Raw genomic sequence first — 19,040 nt, forward strand, 5'->3', positions numbered from 1 at the left:
GGCCATGGTACAGATCGCCGCCGGGCTGGTGAGCCTGCACACCTTCGCCATCGACCTGAAGAACACCCACGGCATCGAACTGCCCTGCCTGGACCAGATCCAGCGCGTCAAGGCATGGACCGACGAGGCTCAGGCCGGGCTCGAGCCGGAGCCCATCAGGGTGATCGAAGCCACCCCCGACGAGCTGCGGCGCTGGACGCTCGATTCCCTGATGGCACACAACGCCCACCTGGGTGACCACGTGTCCCAGCTCCGGAAACAGGCCTACAACGAGCTGTGCGATCAACTGGTCGGCCAGCTCGACGAGGTCGTGCTGGACCGGCTGCGCCCCGCGTTCGACGCGGCCGCGGACAAGGCCCGCGAGGTCGTCGCCATGGGTGTCCCGCCCACCGCGACCGCCGAGATGTTCCTCGACCTGCCGGTGGAGCCACGCGATGCCTGGAAGGAGTTCAAGACGCAGCACGCCCGCACCCTCGATGCCGTCCTCGGTGTCCGCAAGGCACTGTCGGGAGTGTTCCGCCTGGCGCCGCTGGTCTACAAGAGTGAATACACCCATCCCGACACCGAGGAGTACGACTGGGGGGTGGCCGTCACCAAACCACTCCGACGACTCGGGCAGGAAGTCCCCGGCCGGCGCCACGAGCGATGGCTTGCGGTGGCCAACGACCTGCACCTGAACCCGATCAACCCCGGCTGACACGGACCCGGGCTGGTGCGTCAACGCACGGACACAGCGAAGGCAGGAGAGCCGCCACCGACTCCGGCGGCACAGACCCTGCCTGCGCACCAGCCCACAGCCCGTAGCCCACAGGGGCCACGGGCACCGGGGCCCCGCACTGCAAGCCCAGTGCGGGGCCCCACGGCTCCGAACCCGGCACCTGGAACGCCTCGCGCGCGCGTACGCGATGGGGGTACCCCTACCCAGGGAGGGAGGAAACTAGCCACCGGCAGTGTCCCGTTCCGACAGGCTGGATTTTTCTACGACCCCTGAGCGCCGCGTGGCCGGCCCGGACTGGGTCGTGCTGCCCCAGCCGTTCACTGTGGCCCTGGTCGACGGCAAGGCCACCCCCGAGGTCAGGCCGGGGTGCTGGGCCGTATCCGAGCACGTGCCCACCGGCATCGTGCGCCACGTCACCGTGCCACACGACCACAAGGCAAGGAGCCCATGACACGAGTACTGATCGACCTGCGCATCCCCACCATCGACGGGCCCCAGGGTGCCGCCGGGCCCGACACCGACGAGATCCAGTACTCGCAACTGCTGGACAACTGAGCTCGGCCTCATGGAGGGCGCGGCCGCGGAACTCGTCCAGGGTCTCGGGCACGAGCTCGCCGGTCTCGCGAATCGCCCTGGTGGACATCCCTGCCTGCGACAGCATCCCGACAAGCTGACCAGTCGCGCCATCCGCTGTAACTACAGCGGGCCCAACCATCGACAATTTCTGGATCAGACGTTGTCGTCCCCAGTCGGTCTCGTCCCAAATGGTCAAGAGCGCGACGACATCTACGCCATGGCCGAAGCAAGTGATGACGAGTTCGAGGCCGCGCTGACCGAGGCCCGCGCCGAGGGCAACCTGTCCCGCGCCAACCTCGTCCGCAAGGTCAACGACGACTCGTGGCCTCCTGCGGCGTCTGGGACGCCTTCACGGGCGCCGCCCACCTTGGGAACTGCCCGCGTCGTTAGGGGTGTCGACTCAAGCGACACCCTCAGGGCTGTGCGGCAACCGATGGAACACCCGAGGAGTGACCAGCCCCTGGAGGCTGGATTTTATCCAGCTCGACCGTCGCGACGAGAGAGTGCAACTCGGTCCCGCCGGAGGGTCGCGAGAGTGGCATCAAGGGGTCTACCCCCCCACCTGCACCGACCTCACCGCAGCCCACCATGTGGCCGTGGTGAACGGGGGCATCGACGGACCACTCAGCGTCCTGTGCCGCGCGGAGAACATACTTTCCAGGTGTCTCGCGGTGAGACACGTGAAAGACGATCCAGGTCCGAAGCGACATTCAACCGTTACTGTTATAATCGTTACATGGAACAGCAGGCCAAGGACATTGCCCGATTAGCAGCCGAGGGCTGCGCCCGCGTGGAGATTGCCAAGCGTCTTTCGATCACCGAGACTCAGGTAACTCGGGTGGCCACCGAGCACGGCATCAGGACCCGCAACATGGTCGACTTGGCAACCCCCGCAGAGACGCTGACTCGGATGGCAGTTCAGGCAAGTTCGCACCTGGCCGACGACATAGACGTTCAGGCGGCCGTGATTGGCTTGGAGCCCGAGTATGTTGCTGACCTGATGCATGAGCTCCGAACTGGGGAAGCGGAGCTACGCAAGCTGAGACAACGGCTAGACGCGTTACAGGGCGGTGAACCAGCCCGAGCCTGTCCGGTCTGTGGCAAGAGTGTTACGGGTCGCTCAGATGCTGTGTATTGCTCAACAGCCTGTCGCGTCAACGCACACCGAGCCCGCAATCACTGACCCGACGTTGAGCAGTCCGAGTCAACGTTCGTCCGTGAAGTCGCCCGAGACCCGCGACATACCTCTGAGAAGACTTGCAAGCGGGACGCAACACCCCCGAGACCCACTGGGCCCCGGGGGTGTGCTGTTGGGACTGACGAGTCAGGGACCGACCCGAACCGGCCCACCGACCTCGAACACCCGGCCCATCTCGATCGGGGTGGCCAGTGACACCCTGGGGGCCTGCTCCAGCAGCTGCGCCGCATGGACCAGCGCAGCAGCGACCGCACGCGCACCATCGGCATCGATCCCATCGGGGTCCAGGTCGGTGTAGACATGGCTGTCATCGCCCCGCTCGCCGGGGTCGAACGGCTCGGTGCAGGCGACCATGACCACGCAGCCGGCCACCCCCGACAGTTCATCGCTGGCATGCAAGAACGACTCATCCCCGACGGCCTCGGCGGCATGGGCCGCCACTCGGGTGCACCACCTCGGGCAGTGCGGCACCGGTCGCACAGGTCCGCCCGCCGAGACTGGCCCGCCCGTGCGCACCCCGTGGGCTGGCGCCGCCTCGGGACGGACGAGCGCCGACCGTTCGGCCTCGGCCATCAACTCCACAATGCCGGTGCCGAGCGCGGCCGCGGCGTCGACAGCCTCCGTGAGCAGGAACCCCACCCGGCCCGCCTCGCACGCCACGAGCCGTTCCTCGGTGGCCCCCAGCAGGTCGGCAAGCTGGCGACCGGTCATGCCCGCCGCCTGCCGCCGATCCCGAACCCGGTGCCCCAGCGCCACCGCGAACGGGTGTATCGGGAGGCTGAACTCATGCTCGACCGCGATGGCCTCGAAGTCGATGCCGCCCTCACCGCCCGGAGCGATGGCAGCGGCCCAGGCCTCGGCAATGGTGTCGTACTGGACGCTGACCGGCGCGTAGCACCATGGCGCGTGCTCCGACCAGCCCCAGTGCACCCCCTCGGGTGCCCTGGCGTCCAACTCCCGGTTGTAGGCCTCACGGATCGCGGCCCAGTCGTAGTCGTCTGCGAACTCGCCGGCCCAGTCGCTCATGGTGGCGGTGAAGCCGAGCCCGGCAAGCTTCACCTCACGCATTGCGTGGGGCTGGCTGCTATGTGTGGTGATCATGGGTCTGTCTCCATCCAAGTGGTGGAAACACCGCCAAACCGGGGGCTCATCCCGCGCATATCCCGCACACTTCGGCGGGAGTGAAGCGTTCCCCCTAGTGGGAGGCTACTTCGTTTGTGGGCCTAACTGGACTTGAACCAGTGACCTCTGCCTTATCAGGGCAGCGCTCTAACCGTCTGAGCTATAGGCCCGGGCTGGGCGTTCACACGCCTGACCGCAAGAAAAGACTCTAGCGGACCACGCGACGAACGCCCAAATCGGGGGTCTCAGTCCTCGGCCAGGGTGACTTCGAGGCCACCCAGCACGGTCGCGGACAGGTTGTACAGGAAGCTGAACAGGGTGGCCAGCGCGGTGAAGATCACCACGTCGACGGCCGCGATCAGGGCCGTGAAGCCGAGCACCCGGTCACCGGTGATGAACCGGCCCAGGTCGAAGGTGCTGGCCGAGTTCGGGGTGGCCAGCAGGTCGTTGACCGCGCGGTTGATCGCCTCGAAGGTGCCTGAGGACTGCAGCACCGCCCACAGCACCCACACCGCGACCATCAGCAGGATGCCGAAGGCGATGGAGAACAGGAACGAGGTCTTCATCACCGACCACGGGTCGAGCCGGGCCAGCCGCAGGCGTGCCTTGCGGGTCCGCCGGGCCGGGGAAGCGGCCGCGGACGAGGCCCCTCGGGGCTTCGACGCCGAACCGGCGCTCGCCGCCGAGGCCGGGGTCGAGCTGGGGGTCTTGCTCGCCTTCGCCGGGCTCGGGACCGCGGTGGGCTCGTCAGCCCGCCGGGCCGCCGGGCGCGACGGGGGCGTGTCCTGCGAAGCAGCGGCCCGCGCCCTAGCCGAACCGGTGCTCGAGGTACCGCCGGCCGAAGTGCCGCTGGCCGTGCTGCTGCCGGCGGGGGCGGTGGGCGTCTGGGTCGGTGCGCTGAACCGGGCCCCCGACGAGCGCTCGGATGCCGAGGACGCCGGGCGGTACAAGGTGTTGGTGTCCTCGCTGGAGGCTGCTCGTGAGAATGGCGAGGCCTGGGCGTTGCCCGATCCGCGGGGGGTCTCACTCACCGTCGGTCTCCTGTTCCTCGTCCTCGACGTCGTCGGCCTGGTCGTCGACCACGGCTTCCTCAACGTCATTGCTCTGGTCAACGGTACCTTCCAGTTCGGTGTTGTCCACGTCGCTGGTGGTGGTTTCGTCGTCCGCCTCGGGGTTCAGGGCGATGACGGTGACCTCGTCGCCGTCGTTGACCCGGACGAACCGCACGCCCATGGTGGTGCGGCCCTTGCTCGGCACCTCGGCCACCGCGGACCGGGTGATCTGGCCCGACTGGCGGATCGCGATCACCTCGTCCTGCTCGCTGACCACCAGCCCGCCGACCAGGCGGCCGCGGTCCTCGTTCAGCTTCATGGCCTTGATGCCCAGCCCGCCACGGTTCTGCTCACGGTACTCACTGACCGCGCTGCGCTTGGCGTAGCCGTTGTCGGTGACGGTGAACACGAACCGGTCGTCCTCGGGCATGTCGGCATCGATGATGGCCATGCTGAGCAGTTCGTCGTCGTCGCGGAACTTCATGCCGGTCACGCCCGAGGTGGCGCGTCCCATCGGACGAAGCTGCTCGTCGGTGGCGCTGAACCGGATCGCCTGGCCCTTGCGCGAGATCAGCAGGACGTCGTCCTCGGCAGAGCAGATGCCGGCCCCGACCAGTTCGTCGTCCTCGTCGCGGAAGTTGATGGCGATCACACCGGCCTGGCGCGGCGAGTCGTACTGGGTCAGGGCGGTCTTCTTCACCAGCCCGCGGCGGGTGGCGAGCAGCAGGTAGTCGGCCTCTTCGTAGTCGCGGATGGTGACGACCTGGGCGATGCGTTCATCGGGCAGGAAGCTCAGCAGGCCCGCCACGTGACCGCCCTTGGCGTCACGGTTGGCCTCGGGCAGCTGCCACACCTTGGTGCGGTAGACCCGCCCCATTGTGGTGAAGAACAGGATCCAGTGGTGGTTGGTGGTGGTGAACAGGTGCTGCACCTCGTCGTCGGCCCGCAGCGCGGCCCCACGCACCCCCTTGCCGCCGCGCTTCTGCACGCGGTACTGGTCGGTGCGGGTGCGCTTGGCGTAGCCGCCGTGGGTGATGGTGACCACCATGTCGAAGTCGGGGATGAAGTCCTCTTCGCTGACATCACCGTCGGGGGCCACGATCTTGGTGCGCCGGTCATCGCCGTAGCGCTCGACGATGTCGGCCAGTTCCTCGCTGACGATCCGGCGCTGGCGCTCCTCACGGGCCAGGATGTCCTTGAAGTCGGCGATCTGGCGCTCGAACTCGGCCAGGCGGTCGACGATCTTCTGCCGCTCCAGGGCCGCCAGGCGCCGCAGCTGCATGTCGAGGATGGCATTGGCCTGCTCGTCGTCGATCCCCAGCAGGTCCTTCAGGCCCTCACGGGCGATGTCGGTGGTCCGCGACCCGCGGATCAGCGCGATCACCTCGTCCAGCGCGTCGAGCGCCTTGACCAGGCCGCGGTAGATGTGGGCCTGCTTCTCGGTCTCGCGCAGGCGGTAGGCGGTGCGGCGGCGGATGACCTCGAGCTGGTGCTCGATCCAGTAGCTGATGAACTGGTCGAGCCGCAGCGTCCGGGGCACCGAGTCGACCAGCGCCAGCATGTTGCAACCGAAGGTGTCCTGCAGCTGGGTGTGCTTGTACAGGTTGTTCATCACCACGCGCGGCTGCGCGTCACGCTTGAGCTGGATGACCAGCCGCTGGCCGGTGCGCGCCGAGGTGTCGTCGCGCATCTCGGAGATGCCGCCGATCTTGCCGGCGTTGACCAGGTCGGCGATCTTGCGGGCCAGGTTGTCGGGGTTGCACATGTAGGGCAACTCGGTGACCACCAGGTTGGTGCGACCGTTGTCGTCCTCCTCAATGTTGATCACCGCCCGCATGGTGACCAGGCCGCGCCCGGTGCGGTAGGCGTCCTCGATGCCCTTGCGGCCGACGATCTGCGCACCGCCGGGGAAGTCGGGGCCCTTGATGCGGGCGATCGCCGCCTCCAGCAGCTCTTCGGCGCTGGCCTCCGGGTTCTCCAGCGACCACTGGACGGCCTCGGCCACCTCGCGCAGGTTGTGGGTGGGGATGTTGGTGGCCATGCCCACCGCGATACCGGTCGAACCGTTGACCAGCAGGTTGGGGAACCGGGCCGGCAGCACCGAGGGTTCCTCTTCCCGGTTGTCGTAGTTCGGCTGCATGTCGACGGTGTCCTGCTCGATGTCGCGCACCATCTCCATGGCCATCGGCGCCATCTTGCACTCGGTGTACCGCATGGCGGCCGCCGGGTCGTTGCCGGGCGAGCCGAAGTTGCCCTGGCCGCTGATCAGCGGGGCGCGCATCACCCACGGCTGGGCCAGGCGTACCATGGTGTCGTAGATCGCCGAGTCACCGTGCGGGTGGTACAGGCCCATCACCTCACCGACCACGCGGGAACACTTGTTCCAGCCGCGGTCGGGGCGGTAGCCGCCGTCGTACATGGCGTACAGCACGCGGCGGTGCACCGGCTTGAGACCGTCCCGCACGTCGGGCAGCGCACGCCCGACGATGACCGACATGGCGTAGTCGAGGTAGGAACTCTCGACCTCCTTGTTGAGGTCGATCTGCTGGATGGTGCCCTTCTGGGGCTGGACGATCTCGTCGACCGTCGACTCGGTGGGCTCGACCTGGTTGTCGTCGTCTGCCATGGATATCCCCTAGTGGAAAGTTCGAAGAAGGCGAGTGGGCCGGCGGGTCAGATGTCGAGGAAGCGCACGTCGCGCGCGTTCTTCTGGATGAAGGCACGCCGCGATTCGACGTCCTCACCCATCAGCACCGAGAACATCTCGTCGGCGCGCACGGCATCCTCCAGGGTCACCTGCATCAGGATCCGGTTGTCCGGGTCCATGGTGGTGTCCCACAGGTCGGAGGCGTCCATCTCACCCAGGCCCTTGTAGCGCTGGATCGGGTTGACCGTCGGCAGCTTCTTGCCGGCCGCCAGGCCGGCCTCGCGCAGCGCGTCCCGCTCGACGTCGTTGTAGGCCAGTTCGTGGGGCGAGTTGGTCCACCGCAGCCGGAACAGCGGCGGCTGGGCCAGGTACACGTGCCCGGCGTCGATCAGCGGCTTCATGAACCGGAACAGCAGCGTCAACAGCAGGGTGCGGATGTGCGAGCCGTCGACGTCGGCGTCAGCCATCAGCACCACCTTGTGGTAGCGCAGCTTGTCGATGTCGAAGTCCTCGTGCACACCGGTGCCGAGGGCATTGATGATCGCCTCGACCTCCTGGTTCTGCAGGATGCGGTCGATGCGCGCCTTCTCGACGTTCAGGATCTTGCCGCGGATCGGCAGGATGGCCTGGGTGCGCGGGTTGCGCCCACCCTTGGCCGAGCCGCCGGCGGAGTCACCCTCGACGATGAAGACCTCGCACTCCTCCGGGTTGCGCGAGGAGCAGTCGGACAGCTTGCCGGGCAGGCCGCCGCCGCCGAGCAGGCCCTTGCGGTTGCGGGCGATGTCGCGGGCCTTGCGGGCCGCGATCCGCGCCGCGGCCGCCGCCTGCGACTTGCGGACGATGTCCTTGCCCTCGTTCGGGTTGCGCTCGAACCAGTCACCGAGGCGGTCGTTGACCACCCGCTGGACGAAGGACCTGGCCTCGGTGTTGCCGAGCTTGGTCTTGGTCTGGCCCTCGAACTGGGGGTTGGCCAGCTTCACCGAGACGATCGCGGTCAGGCCCTCACGGATGTCGTCACCCGAGACGCGGTCCTCACGCTTCTTGATCATTCCCCAGGTCTCGCCCCACTTGTTGACCGTGGTGGTCATGGCGGCGCGGAAGCCCTCGTCGTGGGTGCCGCCCTCCTGGGTGTTGATAGTGTTGGCGAAGGTGTGCACCGAGGGGGTGTAGGAGCTGTTCCACTGCATGGCCACCTCGACACCGATGCCCTCTTCGGGGCGGTGGGCCTCGACGGCGATCACGGTGGGGTGCACCGGGTCCTTGGAGGCGTTGAGGTATTCGACGAAGTCGATCAGCCCGCGGTCGAACTTGTAGTGCACCTCGCGGCGACCGGCCTCGTCCGCCTCGTCGAAGTCGTGCTTGAGGCCGGCCTCGGCCTCGGCACCCGCCTCGTCGGTGGCCTCGACCTTGCTGCGCCTGTCGACCAGGCTGATGGCCAGGCCCTTGTTCAGGAAGGCCATCTCGCGGAATCGGGTGGAGAGCACCTCGAAGTCGTAGGTGGTGGTCTCGAAGATGTCGGGGCTCGCGAAGAAGGTGATCGTGGAGCCGGTCTCGTCGCTGGCCTCGAGCTGCTGCAGGTCACCGACCGGGGTGCCGAGCTCAAACTCCTGGCGCCAGTGGTACCCGTCGCGGTAAATGTCGGCGGTCAGCCGGTCACTCAGCGCGTTGACCACCGACGAACCGACACCGTGCAGGCCACCGGAAACCTTGTAGCCGCCGTCACCGAACTTGCCGCCGGCGTGCAGCACGGTCAGCACCAGCGTGACCGTCGGGATCTTCTCGACCGGGTGCTCCTTGACCGGGATGCCACGGCCGTTGTCGATGACCCGCACACCGCCGCCGTCGAGCAGTTCCACCGTGATGGTGTCGCAGTAGCCGGCCAGCGCCTCGTCCACCGCGTTGTCGACGATCTCGTAGACCAGGTGGTGCAGGCCGCGGGAGCCGGTCGAGCCGATGTACATGCCCGGGCGCTTGCGGACGGCCTCGAGCCCCTCGAGCACCGTGATGTTGTCGGCGTCGTAGCTGCCCTCGTCGACGCGGTGGTCACCCGAACCGGACATGTCGTCACCGAAGTCCTCGAGCGGCTCGGTGGGGTCGGTGACGTCTTCGGTGACGGAGTTGTCGGCGTCGCTCAAGAGAACGTTCTCCTCATCGGTTGCAGGGGCGCTGTGACCAGCGTTCCAACTCTACCAACCCCGGGCGTGTTTCCCCGCATTCCTGGGCCCGCGACGATGCAGCTTTCACGCCAGAGGCCGAATTTCGGCCCGCCACGGCCCGCAATGGGCATCCCGGTGGGATGCCACTGGCACGGGGTCCGGATCGGTCAGCGGCGAAAATCCTGGTTTGAGCTGCCCGGTGGCGCCACCGTTGCTGGTTAGGATGCCGGTGTGAGTGACCAGTTCGCGCCCCAGCAGCCCGGGGTGGGCCCCCTCCCGGGTCCTGCCGCGGGACAGGTCTGGATCGACCATGGCCCGCTGGACACTGACTGGGACCCGCCCACCTGGCACGACCGCCTCCCCCTGCGCCTCAAGGTGCTCGCCCTGGTCGTGGCGCTGGCGCTGCTGGTCGGCCTGGCCTGGCTGGTCGGCGGGTTCAAGCCCGAGGCGACCGTGAAGCCGGTGGACTGGCGCACCCCCGTGGTCGCCGGGCCGGTCGAGCTGACCCTGGAACGGGCACTGTTCGAGCCCGGTTCTGAGTACCGCGACCCCCGCATCATCATTGAGGCCCGCTGCCGACTGGCAGTGGAATCCGCCACCCGCGTGCAGACCAGCAGTGTGCGCGACGGCCTGGCGGTGCGGGTCGACGGGCAGACCATCAGCGGTTCCCGTGAGTTGTATGTCGCCTTCGGGGCCAACAATTCGGCGGCCACCAACCGGTTCGAGCTGTCCCCCGGCGTCGAACCCACCCCCTGCTACATCCAGGCCACCCTGCCCGCCAACTCCGCCCCCACCGCCACGGTGCAACTGCTGGTGTTCAACCAGCAGTACGTCGAACGCGGGTTCGTGGCCGCCGGCGAGAAGCAGTGGGTGGTCGTCCGCGGTGGCGCACTGATGACGCTGCCGGTCAGCGTCGTCCCCGAACGCTGAGCGGGGTCCGCGGCTGCCGTCAGTTGCCGGGCGGCGGCAGTTCCATGGCCGGGTTGTGGTTCCAGGTGGTGAAGTGGATCGTCACACCCAGTACCTCGTCCACCAGCCGCTCGGGCACCACGTAGGTCATCCAGTAGTCGGTGGAGGCCTCCTCGTACGAGCAGCGCCCGTAGGACTCGGGCAGGCCGAACACCTCAGCGGTCCAGCGCATCCGTTCGGGCCCGATCAGGTCGAGGTAGCAGACCGATTCCTCGGTCACGTTCACGCGGGTCATGTGCACCAGCAGGAAGATCGCCCCGTCCGGGGCCACCTCGGCGGTCGACTCGGTGCGCTGGATGCGCTTGTGGGTCTCGGTCTCGACGACGGTGTAGGTGGTGCCGGTCAGCGGGTCGGTCCAGGGCTGCCCCGCCGGGACGCTGCCGCCGACATAGGCCTGGGTGCGCACGTGGGTGAACAGCCCCCAGCCGATGCCCCAGACCAACACCAACAGCACCGCCAGCGCGAACCCGATCCATGGACGACTCGCCCGGCTCATGGCAGCGCCTCCTCGCTCGACTCGCTCCAGTTCACGCGCTTGAAGGCGGAGTTGGTCCAGATCGATTCGATGTTGCGGGAGGTGACACCCAGGTCCATCAGCAGCTCCGGTTCGCGGTAGACGATCACCCCGGTGGGCACGCAGGCCACCTTGGCGCCGACCAGGTTCTCGCGGGTCACCTCGAACAGCACCGTCCCGGTGCTGCGGAACCCCGGTGCCGGGAAGCGCAGGGCATCGTCCTCGAGGGCTTCGGCGATGGTGTCGCCCGACAACCTCAGGAAGCAGCGCACCCCGTGCAGGTCCTTGCGACCGGGGGTGGTGAACTCGAAGCGCAGGCTGACTAGTCGCACCGGTGACTGCAGCGAGTTGCTGCCGCTGGGGCTCACCGCGAACTGGCCGAAGCTCTGCTCCAGGGGCTGGATGGTCTGGCCGGCGTCCATCTCGGTGACCCGGCCGAGTTCGCCGTGCTTCTGGAAGTCGTCCATGGCCGAATCGCGGAACTGGCCCAGCAGGCCGGCGGCGACCATCGAGACGACCAGCAGGACGACCGTGGGGAAGCTGGGGCGCATCAGCGGCCCCCTGTTCCCGGCCAGGCGCCGACTCCCTGGGGCTGGGCCGGGGGCTGGCCCTGCGGGATCTGGTCGAGCGGCACCCCGGCCGCGGTGGCCGCCTGCTGGGCCTCGATCAGCGGCGCGCGGTGCTCGGGGCGCACCGCCGACGGGTCGGCGGAGGTGCGGAAGTGGGTCAGCACACGCCGGAAGGCCACCGCCAGCAGGGCCAGGCGCAGCGTCTCCCCGAAGGGCTGGGTCAGACCGGTGATCAGGTCGTCCCAGGCCACCCAGAAGGTGGCTGCCCGGCCACCGAAGACCTCGAGCACGGTGTCCTTGAAGCCCCGGGAGACCACGCTGAACAGGGAGTAGATGAACACGTAGGCACCCAGGAACAGTGCCCCGCCGCGCAGCACCAGCCGCAGCGACTGGAAGGTCGGCAGGTACTTGTCGTTCAGGTCGCCGAACAAGGCCTCCTGCACCTCGACGATCACCGCGCGCCCCGTGGTGCCGGCGTTCGCCCGGCGCCGGCCGCGCTTGTCGATGACCAGCTCGGACTCGGCGTCCAGATGCGCGGTCAGCGGCTCACCCTTGCGCCACATCTCGGCGAAGCTCAGCACGTGGGAACCGAAGACCAGTGCGGCGACGGCCAGCCACATCACAGGCTGGACGAAGGCGTGGGTGAACACCGGCCACAGCCAGGTGAAGAACCCGACCACCCAGTCGGCCAGCGCGGGCAACACCGCGTGGACGCGTCCCAGCGCCCCGGTGAACCCCTCCCAGGTCTCGGCCCACCAGGCCGCCAGCCTGGTCGTCCGCAACCGCCACAGCCACTGCGACAACAGCGACTGGCCGAGGAAGACCAGCAGCAACAGGAAGAAGGCCTCGATCATCGCGGCCACCAGGCCGAGCGGGCGGAAGCCGGTCTTCTCGTGCAGCAGGTCGACCAGGCGGCGCACGATGTAGGCCCCGACGATGATGATGATCATCCGCCGGGTCTCCTCGGCGGTGTCGGGTTGGATGCTCTGCAGGATGCCGCCGCTGAACAGGCCGTTGAGGATGATCTCGTAGGCAATCAGCAGGCTGGCGATGTCCTGGATGTAGTCGAAGGCGGCATAGATGCCCAAGAACGGCAACAGGGTGACCGCGACCGAGCGGCTCAGCGACTGCTCGCGCTCCTCGCCGTCCTCACGTGGGGGCAGCTCCTGGTGGATGCCGAGGTCACGGCCCATGATCTGCAGGCTGATGATCACCGCGCTGAGGGTGAAGATGAGCCCCAGGGCCAGCAGCACCAGGGCGACCCAGGGGTGGTCAGCGGTCTGCTTGGCGGCGACCACCATGCAGACCTGGCTGAGCACGTAGCCGACCATGGTGACGCCGACGACCTTGGGCAGCACCCGCCACCACAGGGTCACCGCATCGTGGCCCATGGTCCACACGTGGTCCCACCAGATGCGCAGTTCCTTCATGATGGCTCAACCATAGGTGTCCCGGGGTCCTCGGCCGTCGCGGACACTGCGGATGCCGTGCTTCCAGGTGGGGGCCTGGGGGCCGAGGACGACGACGCGGCTCACTGAGCCGTCGCCGAGCTGGCGGTTGAGTTCGGCGACCAGGTTGGGGGCCAAGGAGCGCAACGAGGTGGCCCAGGTGGTCGACTCGGCACGGATGGTCAGCACGCCGTCCTGGAAGCCCTCGGGGTGGGAATGCGCCGCGTTGGTGGGCCCGACCAGTTCGGCCCACTGCACCAGCAGGGTGCGCACGTTCAGCTGGGTCGTCCAGTCGCGGCGGCGGATCAGCTCACCGAGGACCGACTGCACCGATTGCGGGTCGCGGTCGTCCGGGCGCGCGGACGAGAACGTGACCCCGGCGCGGCGGGTGGTGGCGCGGCGCTGGGCCGGGCCGGTGCGCACCCCGCGTGGGGGTGGCAGCACGACCGGCCCACCGCTGCTGCGGACCTGTTGGGCCACGGCGGTGGCCAGGTCGAGTCCGGTGGGGTCGTGCCCGGCCAGCAACTCCTGATCGAGCGCGGCCTGCTCGGCGGCCGCCTCGGAATCGGCGTCGTCAGCGACCGGATCACGGTTGTCCACAGGCTCGTGTTCGCCTGAACCTGCTGGTGGTGGGTTCATTGAGCGCTCCCCCCGCCACTGTGCGCGGGCAGGGTTGTCCCCAGGCTGTCCACAGTTTCTGTGGACAACTCGACCTCACCCGCTGCGACCCGGAACCGCCTGCCGACCAGCCGCTCGGGCACGTCGGCGCCCACGGCCGCGGTGACCAGCACCTGCTCGGCCCCCTCGATGGCACCGGCCAGCCGCTCCCGGCGGGTGGAATCCAGCTCGGCAAACACGTCGTCGAGGATGAGCACGGGCTCGACCCCGTCATCGCGCACCAGCTGGAAGGCGCCCAGCTTCAGCGAGAGCCCCAACGACCAGCACTCCCCGTGGCTGGCGTAGCCCTTGGCCGGCAGCTCACCGATCGACAGGACGATCTCGTCGCGGTGCGGGCCGACCAGGCTGACCCCCCGGGCCAGTTCGTCGCGGCGGCGCTCGGTCATCGCGAGGGCCAGCCGTCGGGCCAGCTCGTCACGCCCGACCGGTTCACTCTCGGTCCCGGGCGCCAGGTCGATGCCGGTGCGGTAGCTCGCGTGGACGCTGTTGTTGACCGGGGCAATCTCGGCATAGGCCGCGGTGGTGTGCGGCATCAGGTCGCTCAGGGTGTCGAGGCGGGCGGCCAGCAGCTCGGCGCCGACCTGGCTGAGCTGTTCGGTGAACACCTCGAGGGTGAACAGGGCGTCCTCGTCCTGCCCGCGGGGGCCCTGCTGGGCCAACTGCTTCAGCAGCATGTTGCGCTGTTTGAGGATGCGGTCGTAGTCGGCCTTGACCCCGGCCATCCTGGGCCAGCGGGTGACCACCACGGTGTCGATGAACCGGCGCCGGTCGGCGGGGTCGCCCTTGATGATGGCCAGGTCCTCCGGTGAGAACGTGATCGTGCGCAGCACCCCGAGCAGGTCACGGGTGCGGGGCTGGGGGTTCTTGTTGATCCGGGCGCGGTTGGTGCGGCCCGGGTTGATCTCGAGCTCGAGCAGCAGCACGCGGCCGTCGTCCCGACTGGCCCGCACCCGCGCCCGGGCAATCGCCTGCTCGGTCCCCTGGCGCACCAGCGGCCCATCGCTGCTGACCCGGTGCGAGGACAACGTCGAGAGGTATTCCACCGCCTCGACCAGGTTCGTCTTGCCCTGGCCGTTCTGGCCGATGAACAGGTTCACCCCGGCCTGCAGGGGGACTTCCGCGCTGCGATAGCTGCGGAAGTCCACCAGGCTGAGGTGCTCGACATACACGGGGCTACCGTAGCCGACCACCCCGACAACAGCGGCGCCCCGGCAGTCGGCTCAGGCGTCCTCGGGCAGTACGGCGTGCCCACCGAACTCGTTGCGCATCGCCGCGATCATCTTCATCGCCGGCGAGTCCTCCTGGCGCGAGACGAACCGGGCGAACAGGGCAGCCGAGATCGCCGGTACCGGCACGGCCAGGTCGATCGCCGACTGCACCGTCCAGCGGCCCTCACCGGAATCGTCGGCGTAGCCCTTGATGGCGCTCAGGTCGGGGTCCTTCTCGAGCGCGTTGACCAGCAGGTCGAGCAGCCAGGAGCGGATCACGGTGCCCTCCTTCCAGGAGGTGAAGATCTGCGGCACGTCGGCCACGATCTCATCGGCTGCCTCCAGCAGCTCCCAGCCCTCGGCGTAGGCCTGCATGACCGCGTACTCGATGCCGTTGTGCACCATCTTCGAGTAGTGCCCGGCCCCGTGGCCGCCGGCATGGACGAAGCCGTAGGTGCTCTCGGGCTTCAGCGCATCGAAGATCGGCTGGCAGGTGGCCACGTCGTCCGCGTCGCCACCGACCATCAGCGCGTAACCCAGCTCGAGGCCCCACACGCCACCGGAGACCCCGCAGTCGAGGAACTTGATGCCGGCCTCGGCCAGGTCGGCCGCATGGCGCGGGTCATTGGTCCACTTCGAGTTGCCGCCGTCGATGACGATGTCGCCGGGTGACAGCTGCTGCTTGAGTTCGGCGACCACCGAGTCGACGGCCGCTTCGGGCACCATCACCCACACCACGCGCGGCGACTGGGTCAACTGGTCGACCATGTCCTGGCTCGAGGTGGCGTCACTGATCTCCTGGTTGCGGTCATAGCCGACGACGGTGAGCCCCTTGTCCCGCAGCCGTTGGCGCATGTTGCCGCCCATCTTGCCGAGACCGATCAGACCGAGTTCCATGGCGCGTCCTTCCGTGGACGAATGAGTGAGGCGCCCACAGCCCAGGGCTGCGGACGCCTCAACGATAGAACTCCGACGGTCAGTTCGGCAGACGCATCAACATGATCACGTGGCGGTAGTCGGCCCGCGGTTCGCCGTCGATGCTGTCCAGGCCGGTCACCAGGCAGGGCTTGCCGGGCGCGGTGAACGAGAAGTGGACGAAGGGCGCGTCGACCGCCGAGAGCGCATCGGAGAGGTAGTGCGGGTTGAACCCGGCCGCGGTGATGGCCGGTTCCCCACCCTCGTGGTTCTCGACACTGGCCTCAATGGCCTCCGAGGCCTGGGCCTGGTCACCGGTGGCGGCCTCCAGGGCGATGTCGCCCGAGTTGATGACCATCCGCAGCGGGGTGTTGCGTTCGGCCACCAGGGCCACGCGCTTGACGGCCGCGATGATCTCGGCGGTGTTGGCGCGCACCGACAGCTTCGGCGTGATGTTCATCAGGTGACGAACCTTCGGGAACTCACCGTCGAGTAGGCGGGTGGTGATCTGGCGGGTGCCACCGGCGCCATCCCCCTCGAAGCCGATCAGGCCGTCTCCCATGGAGCCCGACGACAGGCTCATGGTGATGGTCTCACCCGAGGTCATCGACTTGGCGGTCTCGTTGAGCACCTTGGCCGGCACCAGCGCAGCACCGGAGGCCTGCGAGTTGGCGGGGTTCCAGGTCAGTTCCTTCAGCGCCATCCGGTAGCGGTCGGTGGCCAGCAGCGAGAGCTTGTCGCCCTCGATCTCGAGGCGCACGCCGGTGAAGACCGGCAGCAGTTCGTCGCGCCCGGCCGCCACGACCACCTGGGCCACGGCCTGGGCGAACTCGCTGGAGACCACGGCACCGGTCGCGGCCGGCATCTCGGGCAGGTTCGGGTATTCGTTGACCGGCAGCGTCTGCAGGGTGAACCGGGCCGAGCCACAGACGAGTTCTGCCTTGGACTCGTCGCTGGTCAGTTCCACCGGCTTGTTGGGCAGCGAGCGGGCGATGTCGGCCAGGAGCTTGCCGGAGACCAGGGCTTCACCCTCGTCGACGACGGTGGCGGGCACCTCGATCTCGGCAGAGGTCTCGTAGTCGAAGGCCGACATGGTGACACCGCTGCCACTGGCCTTGATCAGCAACCCTGCCAGGATCGGCAACGAGGGCCGGGTCGGCAGGCTGCGGGCCGCCCAGGCCACCGCTTCAGCCATGACGTCGCGGTCGAGGCGAATCTTCACGCGGGGTTCCCCTCTGCTGAGACTGTGTAATGGTTCGCAAGGGCATCATAGCCATCCCTGCAGGCCCTCCGGGCCTGCCCCCGGCGGCGTCCTTCACTCCGACTCGAGGGTTCTTGTGATTCGCCCGTCCCCAATTGGGGGGCGCGGGTACTTGGACAAGTGAATGACATCTGTGTTCCAGTCATGGTCATCACTGCTGTGGACTCTGTGGAGAACCACCATCTCCCCTTGTCGCTACACATGAAACGAGATCCACACCAGCTGTGCACCGGGTGGGGACGAACCGGGCCCGGCTGTGGACGGTTCGGCGGATCGTCCGACGGTCCCGGGTTGTCCACAGCCCGTCCCCAAGCCTGCCGACAGGCCCGGGCCGACCGGTCCACAGGCCAACTCCCTCGTCCGGACGCAGGACTGCCCCGCGCCGTGGTGGCGCGGGGCAGTCCGGGTGGAGCGATGGGTGCGGTTCAGTGCTGCTGGGACTCCTGCTTGATGCGGTTGGTCAGCTCGGTGACCTGGTTGAAGACGCTGCGCCGCTCACTCATCAATCCCTTGATCTTGCGTTCGGCGTGCATGACGGTGGTGTGGTCCTTGCCACCGAACTGCTGGCCGATCTTGGGCAGCGACAGTTCAGTGAGCTCGCGGCACAGGTACATCGCGATCTGGCGGGCAGTCACCAGTACGTGGGTGCGTGAGGTGCCGGTCAGGTCGTCGACGCTGATGCCGAAGTATTCGGCGGTGGTCCTGATGATCAGGCCGGAATCGACCGGGGCGTCACCGCCCTGGGGAATCAGGTCCTTCAGCACCTGCTCGGCGGCTTCCAGGTCGACCGGCTTGCGGTTCAGCGAGGCGAAGGCGGTCACGCGGATCAGGGCGCCCTCCAGCTCGCGGATGTTGGTCTGGATGCGGCTGGCGATGAACTCCAAGACCTCCGGTGAGGTGCTCAGGTCGTCGGCGGCCGCCTTCTTCTTCAGGATCGCGATGCGAGTTTCGAGGTCCGGCGGCTGGATGTCGGTGATCAGGCCCCACTCGAAGCGGCTGCGCAGCCGCGGTTCCAGGGCCTCCAGGGCCTTGGGTGGGCGGTCGGAGGTCATCACGATCTGCTTCTGCGCGTTGTGCAGGGTGTTGAACGTGTGGAAGAACTCCTCCTGGGTCTGGATCTTCGACTCCAGGAACTGGATGTCGTCGATCAACAGCACGTCGACGTCGCGGTAGGTGCGCCGGAACGCCGAGGTGCGGTTCTCGGAGATGGCGTTGATGAACTCATTGGTGAGTTCCTCGGTGCTGACGTACTTCACCCGCAGCCGGCTGTAGAAGTTGCGCACGTAGTGGCCCAGGGCATGCAGCAGGTGCGTCTTGCCCAGCCCCGAGTCGCCGTAGATCATCAGCGGGTTGTACGACTTGCCGGGTGCCTCGGCCACCGCGACGGCCGCGGCGTGCGCGAACCGGTTCGACGGGCCGATCACGAAGGTGTCGAAGGTGTACTTCGGGTTCAGCCGGCTGGCGTCGTTCTCATTGACCTGCACCGCGGCACCCGCATCGACCAGGCGAGCGGGGGGTTCGTCGGCCTGGTCGTCGTCGGCAAGGTCGTCGGGGTCGGGACGATCGGGTACCTGCAGGTTCAGTTCGAGGTCGGGCTCGATCGTGATGGCCAGGCGCATCGACTTGTTGAAGACGTCGGAGAGTGACTCCTCCAGGTTCGTGCGCAGCCGCGACTCGATGCGTTCGCGGGTGAACTCGTTCGGCACGGCCACCATGACGGTCGAGTCGACCACGGTCAGCGGCTTGGTGCTGCCCAGCCAGGCGCGGGTCGGGTTGTCGGCCTCGCGGAGGATCTTGGCCCATGCCTGCTCGAGGGAAACTGCCTGGTGCCCGGGACCCTCAACGGCCGGCGTGGCCTCCCCTGAAGCGGGCTGTCCCATGTGCTGATCCTCCCGGCGGCGCCGTCGTGGCCGTCCGCGTGTCGATGCCTGCGGCCCGGTCCGGGACCCGGCCGATGAGTCGAGAACAGCCAGTTTTCCACAGATGTGTCCCCAAGAACACTGGCTGTG

15 protein-coding genes and 1 tRNA gene are annotated in these 19,040 nt (G+C 67.9%); 3 read left to right on the forward strand and 13 right to left on the reverse strand.

The features are described from left to right. The first annotated feature begins 4 nt into the window (after positions 1–4). Positions 5–697, forward strand: a complete 693-nt coding sequence (locus ACQE3C_RS02780) for a hypothetical protein (protein WP_434537678.1) — start codon at positions 5–7, stop codon at positions 695–697. A gap of 1,333 nt (positions 698–2,030) precedes the next feature. Continuing rightward, positions 2,031–2,477, forward strand: a complete 447-nt coding sequence (locus tag ACQE3C_RS02785; protein WP_434537679.1) for a hypothetical protein — start codon at positions 2,031–2,033, stop codon at positions 2,475–2,477. Positions 2,478–2,618: 141 nt separating this feature from the next. Here the strand turns inward: ACQE3C_RS02785 and ACQE3C_RS02790 are convergent, their stop codons facing one another. From ACQE3C_RS02790 to gyrB, 5 genes are all read right to left on the reverse strand, one after another. Further along, the gene (locus ACQE3C_RS02790; RefSeq protein ID WP_434537680.1) at positions 2,619–3,593 is read right to left on the reverse strand and encodes a helix-turn-helix domain-containing protein; all 975 of its coding nucleotides are present in this window, start codon (positions 3,591–3,593) and stop codon (positions 2,619–2,621) included. A gap of 117 nt (positions 3,594–3,710) precedes the next feature. Further along, positions 3,711–3,784 (reverse strand) — tRNA-Ile (locus tag ACQE3C_RS02795). A gap of 75 nt (positions 3,785–3,859) precedes the next feature. Next, positions 3,860–4,645 carry a DUF3566 domain-containing protein gene (locus ACQE3C_RS02800; RefSeq protein ID WP_434537681.1) on the reverse strand — a complete coding sequence of 262 codons (786 nt, stop codon included), beginning with the start codon at positions 4,643–4,645 and terminating at the stop codon, positions 3,860–3,862. Beyond that, the gene (gene gyrA, locus ACQE3C_RS02805; RefSeq protein ID WP_434537682.1) at positions 4,638–7,292 is read right to left on the reverse strand and encodes a DNA gyrase subunit A; all 2,655 of its coding nucleotides are present in this window, start codon (positions 7,290–7,292) and stop codon (positions 4,638–4,640) included. Before gyrA ends, ACQE3C_RS02800 begins: the two co-directional genes overlap by 8 nt. Before the next feature lie 47 nt (positions 7,293–7,339). Further along, positions 7,340–9,373, reverse strand: coding sequence for a DNA topoisomerase (ATP-hydrolyzing) subunit B (gene gyrB / locus ACQE3C_RS02810; protein WP_434537933.1), 2,034 nt, complete (start codon positions 9,371–9,373; stop codon positions 7,340–7,342). 327 nt (positions 9,374–9,700) lie between these two features. Here gyrB and ACQE3C_RS02815 point away from each other — a divergent pair, with 327 nt between their 5' ends. Continuing rightward, positions 9,701–10,399: a hypothetical protein gene (locus tag ACQE3C_RS02815; protein ID WP_434537683.1), complete on the forward strand. Its 699-nt coding sequence runs from the start codon at positions 9,701–9,703 to the stop codon at positions 10,397–10,399. Between the two features lie 19 nt (positions 10,400–10,418). Here the strand turns inward: ACQE3C_RS02815 and ACQE3C_RS02820 are convergent, their stop codons facing one another. From ACQE3C_RS02820 to dnaA, 8 genes are all read right to left on the reverse strand, one after another. Beyond that, positions 10,419–10,934, reverse strand: coding sequence for a hypothetical protein (locus tag ACQE3C_RS02820; protein WP_434537684.1), 516 nt, complete (start codon positions 10,932–10,934; stop codon positions 10,419–10,421). Further along, positions 10,931–11,503: a hypothetical protein gene (locus ACQE3C_RS02825; RefSeq protein WP_434537685.1), complete on the reverse strand. Its 573-nt coding sequence runs from the start codon at positions 11,501–11,503 to the stop codon at positions 10,931–10,933. The genes ACQE3C_RS02820 and ACQE3C_RS02825 overlap by 4 nt, the downstream gene beginning before the upstream one ends. Then, a complete protein-coding gene (locus ACQE3C_RS02830; protein ID WP_434537686.1) occupies positions 11,503–12,951 on the reverse strand; it encodes a hypothetical protein in 1,449 nt (482 codons plus the stop codon). The genes ACQE3C_RS02825 and ACQE3C_RS02830 overlap by 1 nt, the downstream gene beginning before the upstream one ends. Before the next feature lie 6 nt (positions 12,952–12,957). After that, a complete protein-coding gene (locus tag ACQE3C_RS02835; protein ID WP_434537687.1) occupies positions 12,958–13,569 on the reverse strand; it encodes a DUF721 domain-containing protein in 612 nt (203 codons plus the stop codon). A gap of 35 nt (positions 13,570–13,604) precedes the next feature. After that, positions 13,605–14,816 carry a DNA replication/repair protein RecF gene (recF, locus tag ACQE3C_RS02840; RefSeq protein WP_434537688.1) on the reverse strand — a complete coding sequence of 404 codons (1,212 nt, stop codon included), beginning with the start codon at positions 14,814–14,816 and terminating at the stop codon, positions 13,605–13,607. Positions 14,817–14,867: 51 nt separating this feature from the next. After that, positions 14,868–15,797 (reverse strand): phosphogluconate dehydrogenase (NAD(+)-dependent, decarboxylating), encoded by a 930-nt coding sequence (gnd, locus tag ACQE3C_RS02845; RefSeq protein ID WP_434537934.1) that lies wholly within the window; start codon positions 15,795–15,797, stop codon positions 14,868–14,870. A 34-nt stretch (positions 15,798–15,831) separates the two neighbouring features. Beyond that, entirely contained in the window at positions 15,832–16,992 is a 1,161-nt protein-coding gene (dnaN, locus tag ACQE3C_RS02850) for a DNA polymerase III subunit beta (protein ID WP_434537689.1), read from the reverse strand. Positions 16,993–17,456: 464 nt separating this feature from the next. Continuing rightward, entirely contained in the window at positions 17,457–18,911 is a 1,455-nt protein-coding gene (gene dnaA, locus ACQE3C_RS02855; RefSeq protein ID WP_434537690.1) for a chromosomal replication initiator protein DnaA, read from the reverse strand. Between the last annotated feature and the right edge of the window lie 129 nt (positions 18,912–19,040).

The sequence above is a fragment of the Aestuariimicrobium sp. Y1814 genome, assembly GCF_050113895.1.
GTDB lineage: Bacteria > Actinomycetota > Actinomycetes > Propionibacteriales > Propionibacteriaceae > Aestuariimicrobium.

Coding starts and splice junctions, on each gene's coding strand:
- ACQE3C_RS02825 (WP_434537685.1), bottom strand. CDS start 11,503: ATGCGCCCCAGCTTCCCCACGGTCGTCCTGCTGGTCGTCTCGATGGTC.
- gyrB (WP_434537933.1), bottom strand. CDS start 9,373: ATGTCCGGTTCGGGTGACCACCGCGTCGACGAGGGCAGCTACGACGCC.
- ACQE3C_RS02820 (WP_434537684.1), bottom strand. CDS start 10,934: ATGAGCCGGGCGAGTCGTCCATGGATCGGGTTCGCGCTGGCGGTGCTG.
- ACQE3C_RS02780 (WP_434537678.1), top strand. CDS start 5: ATGGTACAGATCGCCGCCGGGCTGGTGAGCCTGCACACCTTCGCCATC.
- gyrA (WP_434537682.1), bottom strand. CDS start 7,292: ATGGCAGACGACGACAACCAGGTCGAGCCCACCGAGTCGACGGTCGAC.
- dnaA (WP_434537690.1), bottom strand. CDS start 18,911: ATGGGACAGCCCGCTTCAGGGGAGGCCACGCCGGCCGTTGAGGGTCCC.
- ACQE3C_RS02790 (WP_434537680.1), bottom strand. CDS start 3,593: ATGATCACCACACATAGCAGCCAGCCCCACGCAATGCGTGAGGTGAAG.
- ACQE3C_RS02785 (WP_434537679.1), top strand. CDS start 2,031: ATGGAACAGCAGGCCAAGGACATTGCCCGATTAGCAGCCGAGGGCTGC.
- ACQE3C_RS02830 (WP_434537686.1), bottom strand. CDS start 12,951: ATGAAGGAACTGCGCATCTGGTGGGACCACGTGTGGACCATGGGCCAC.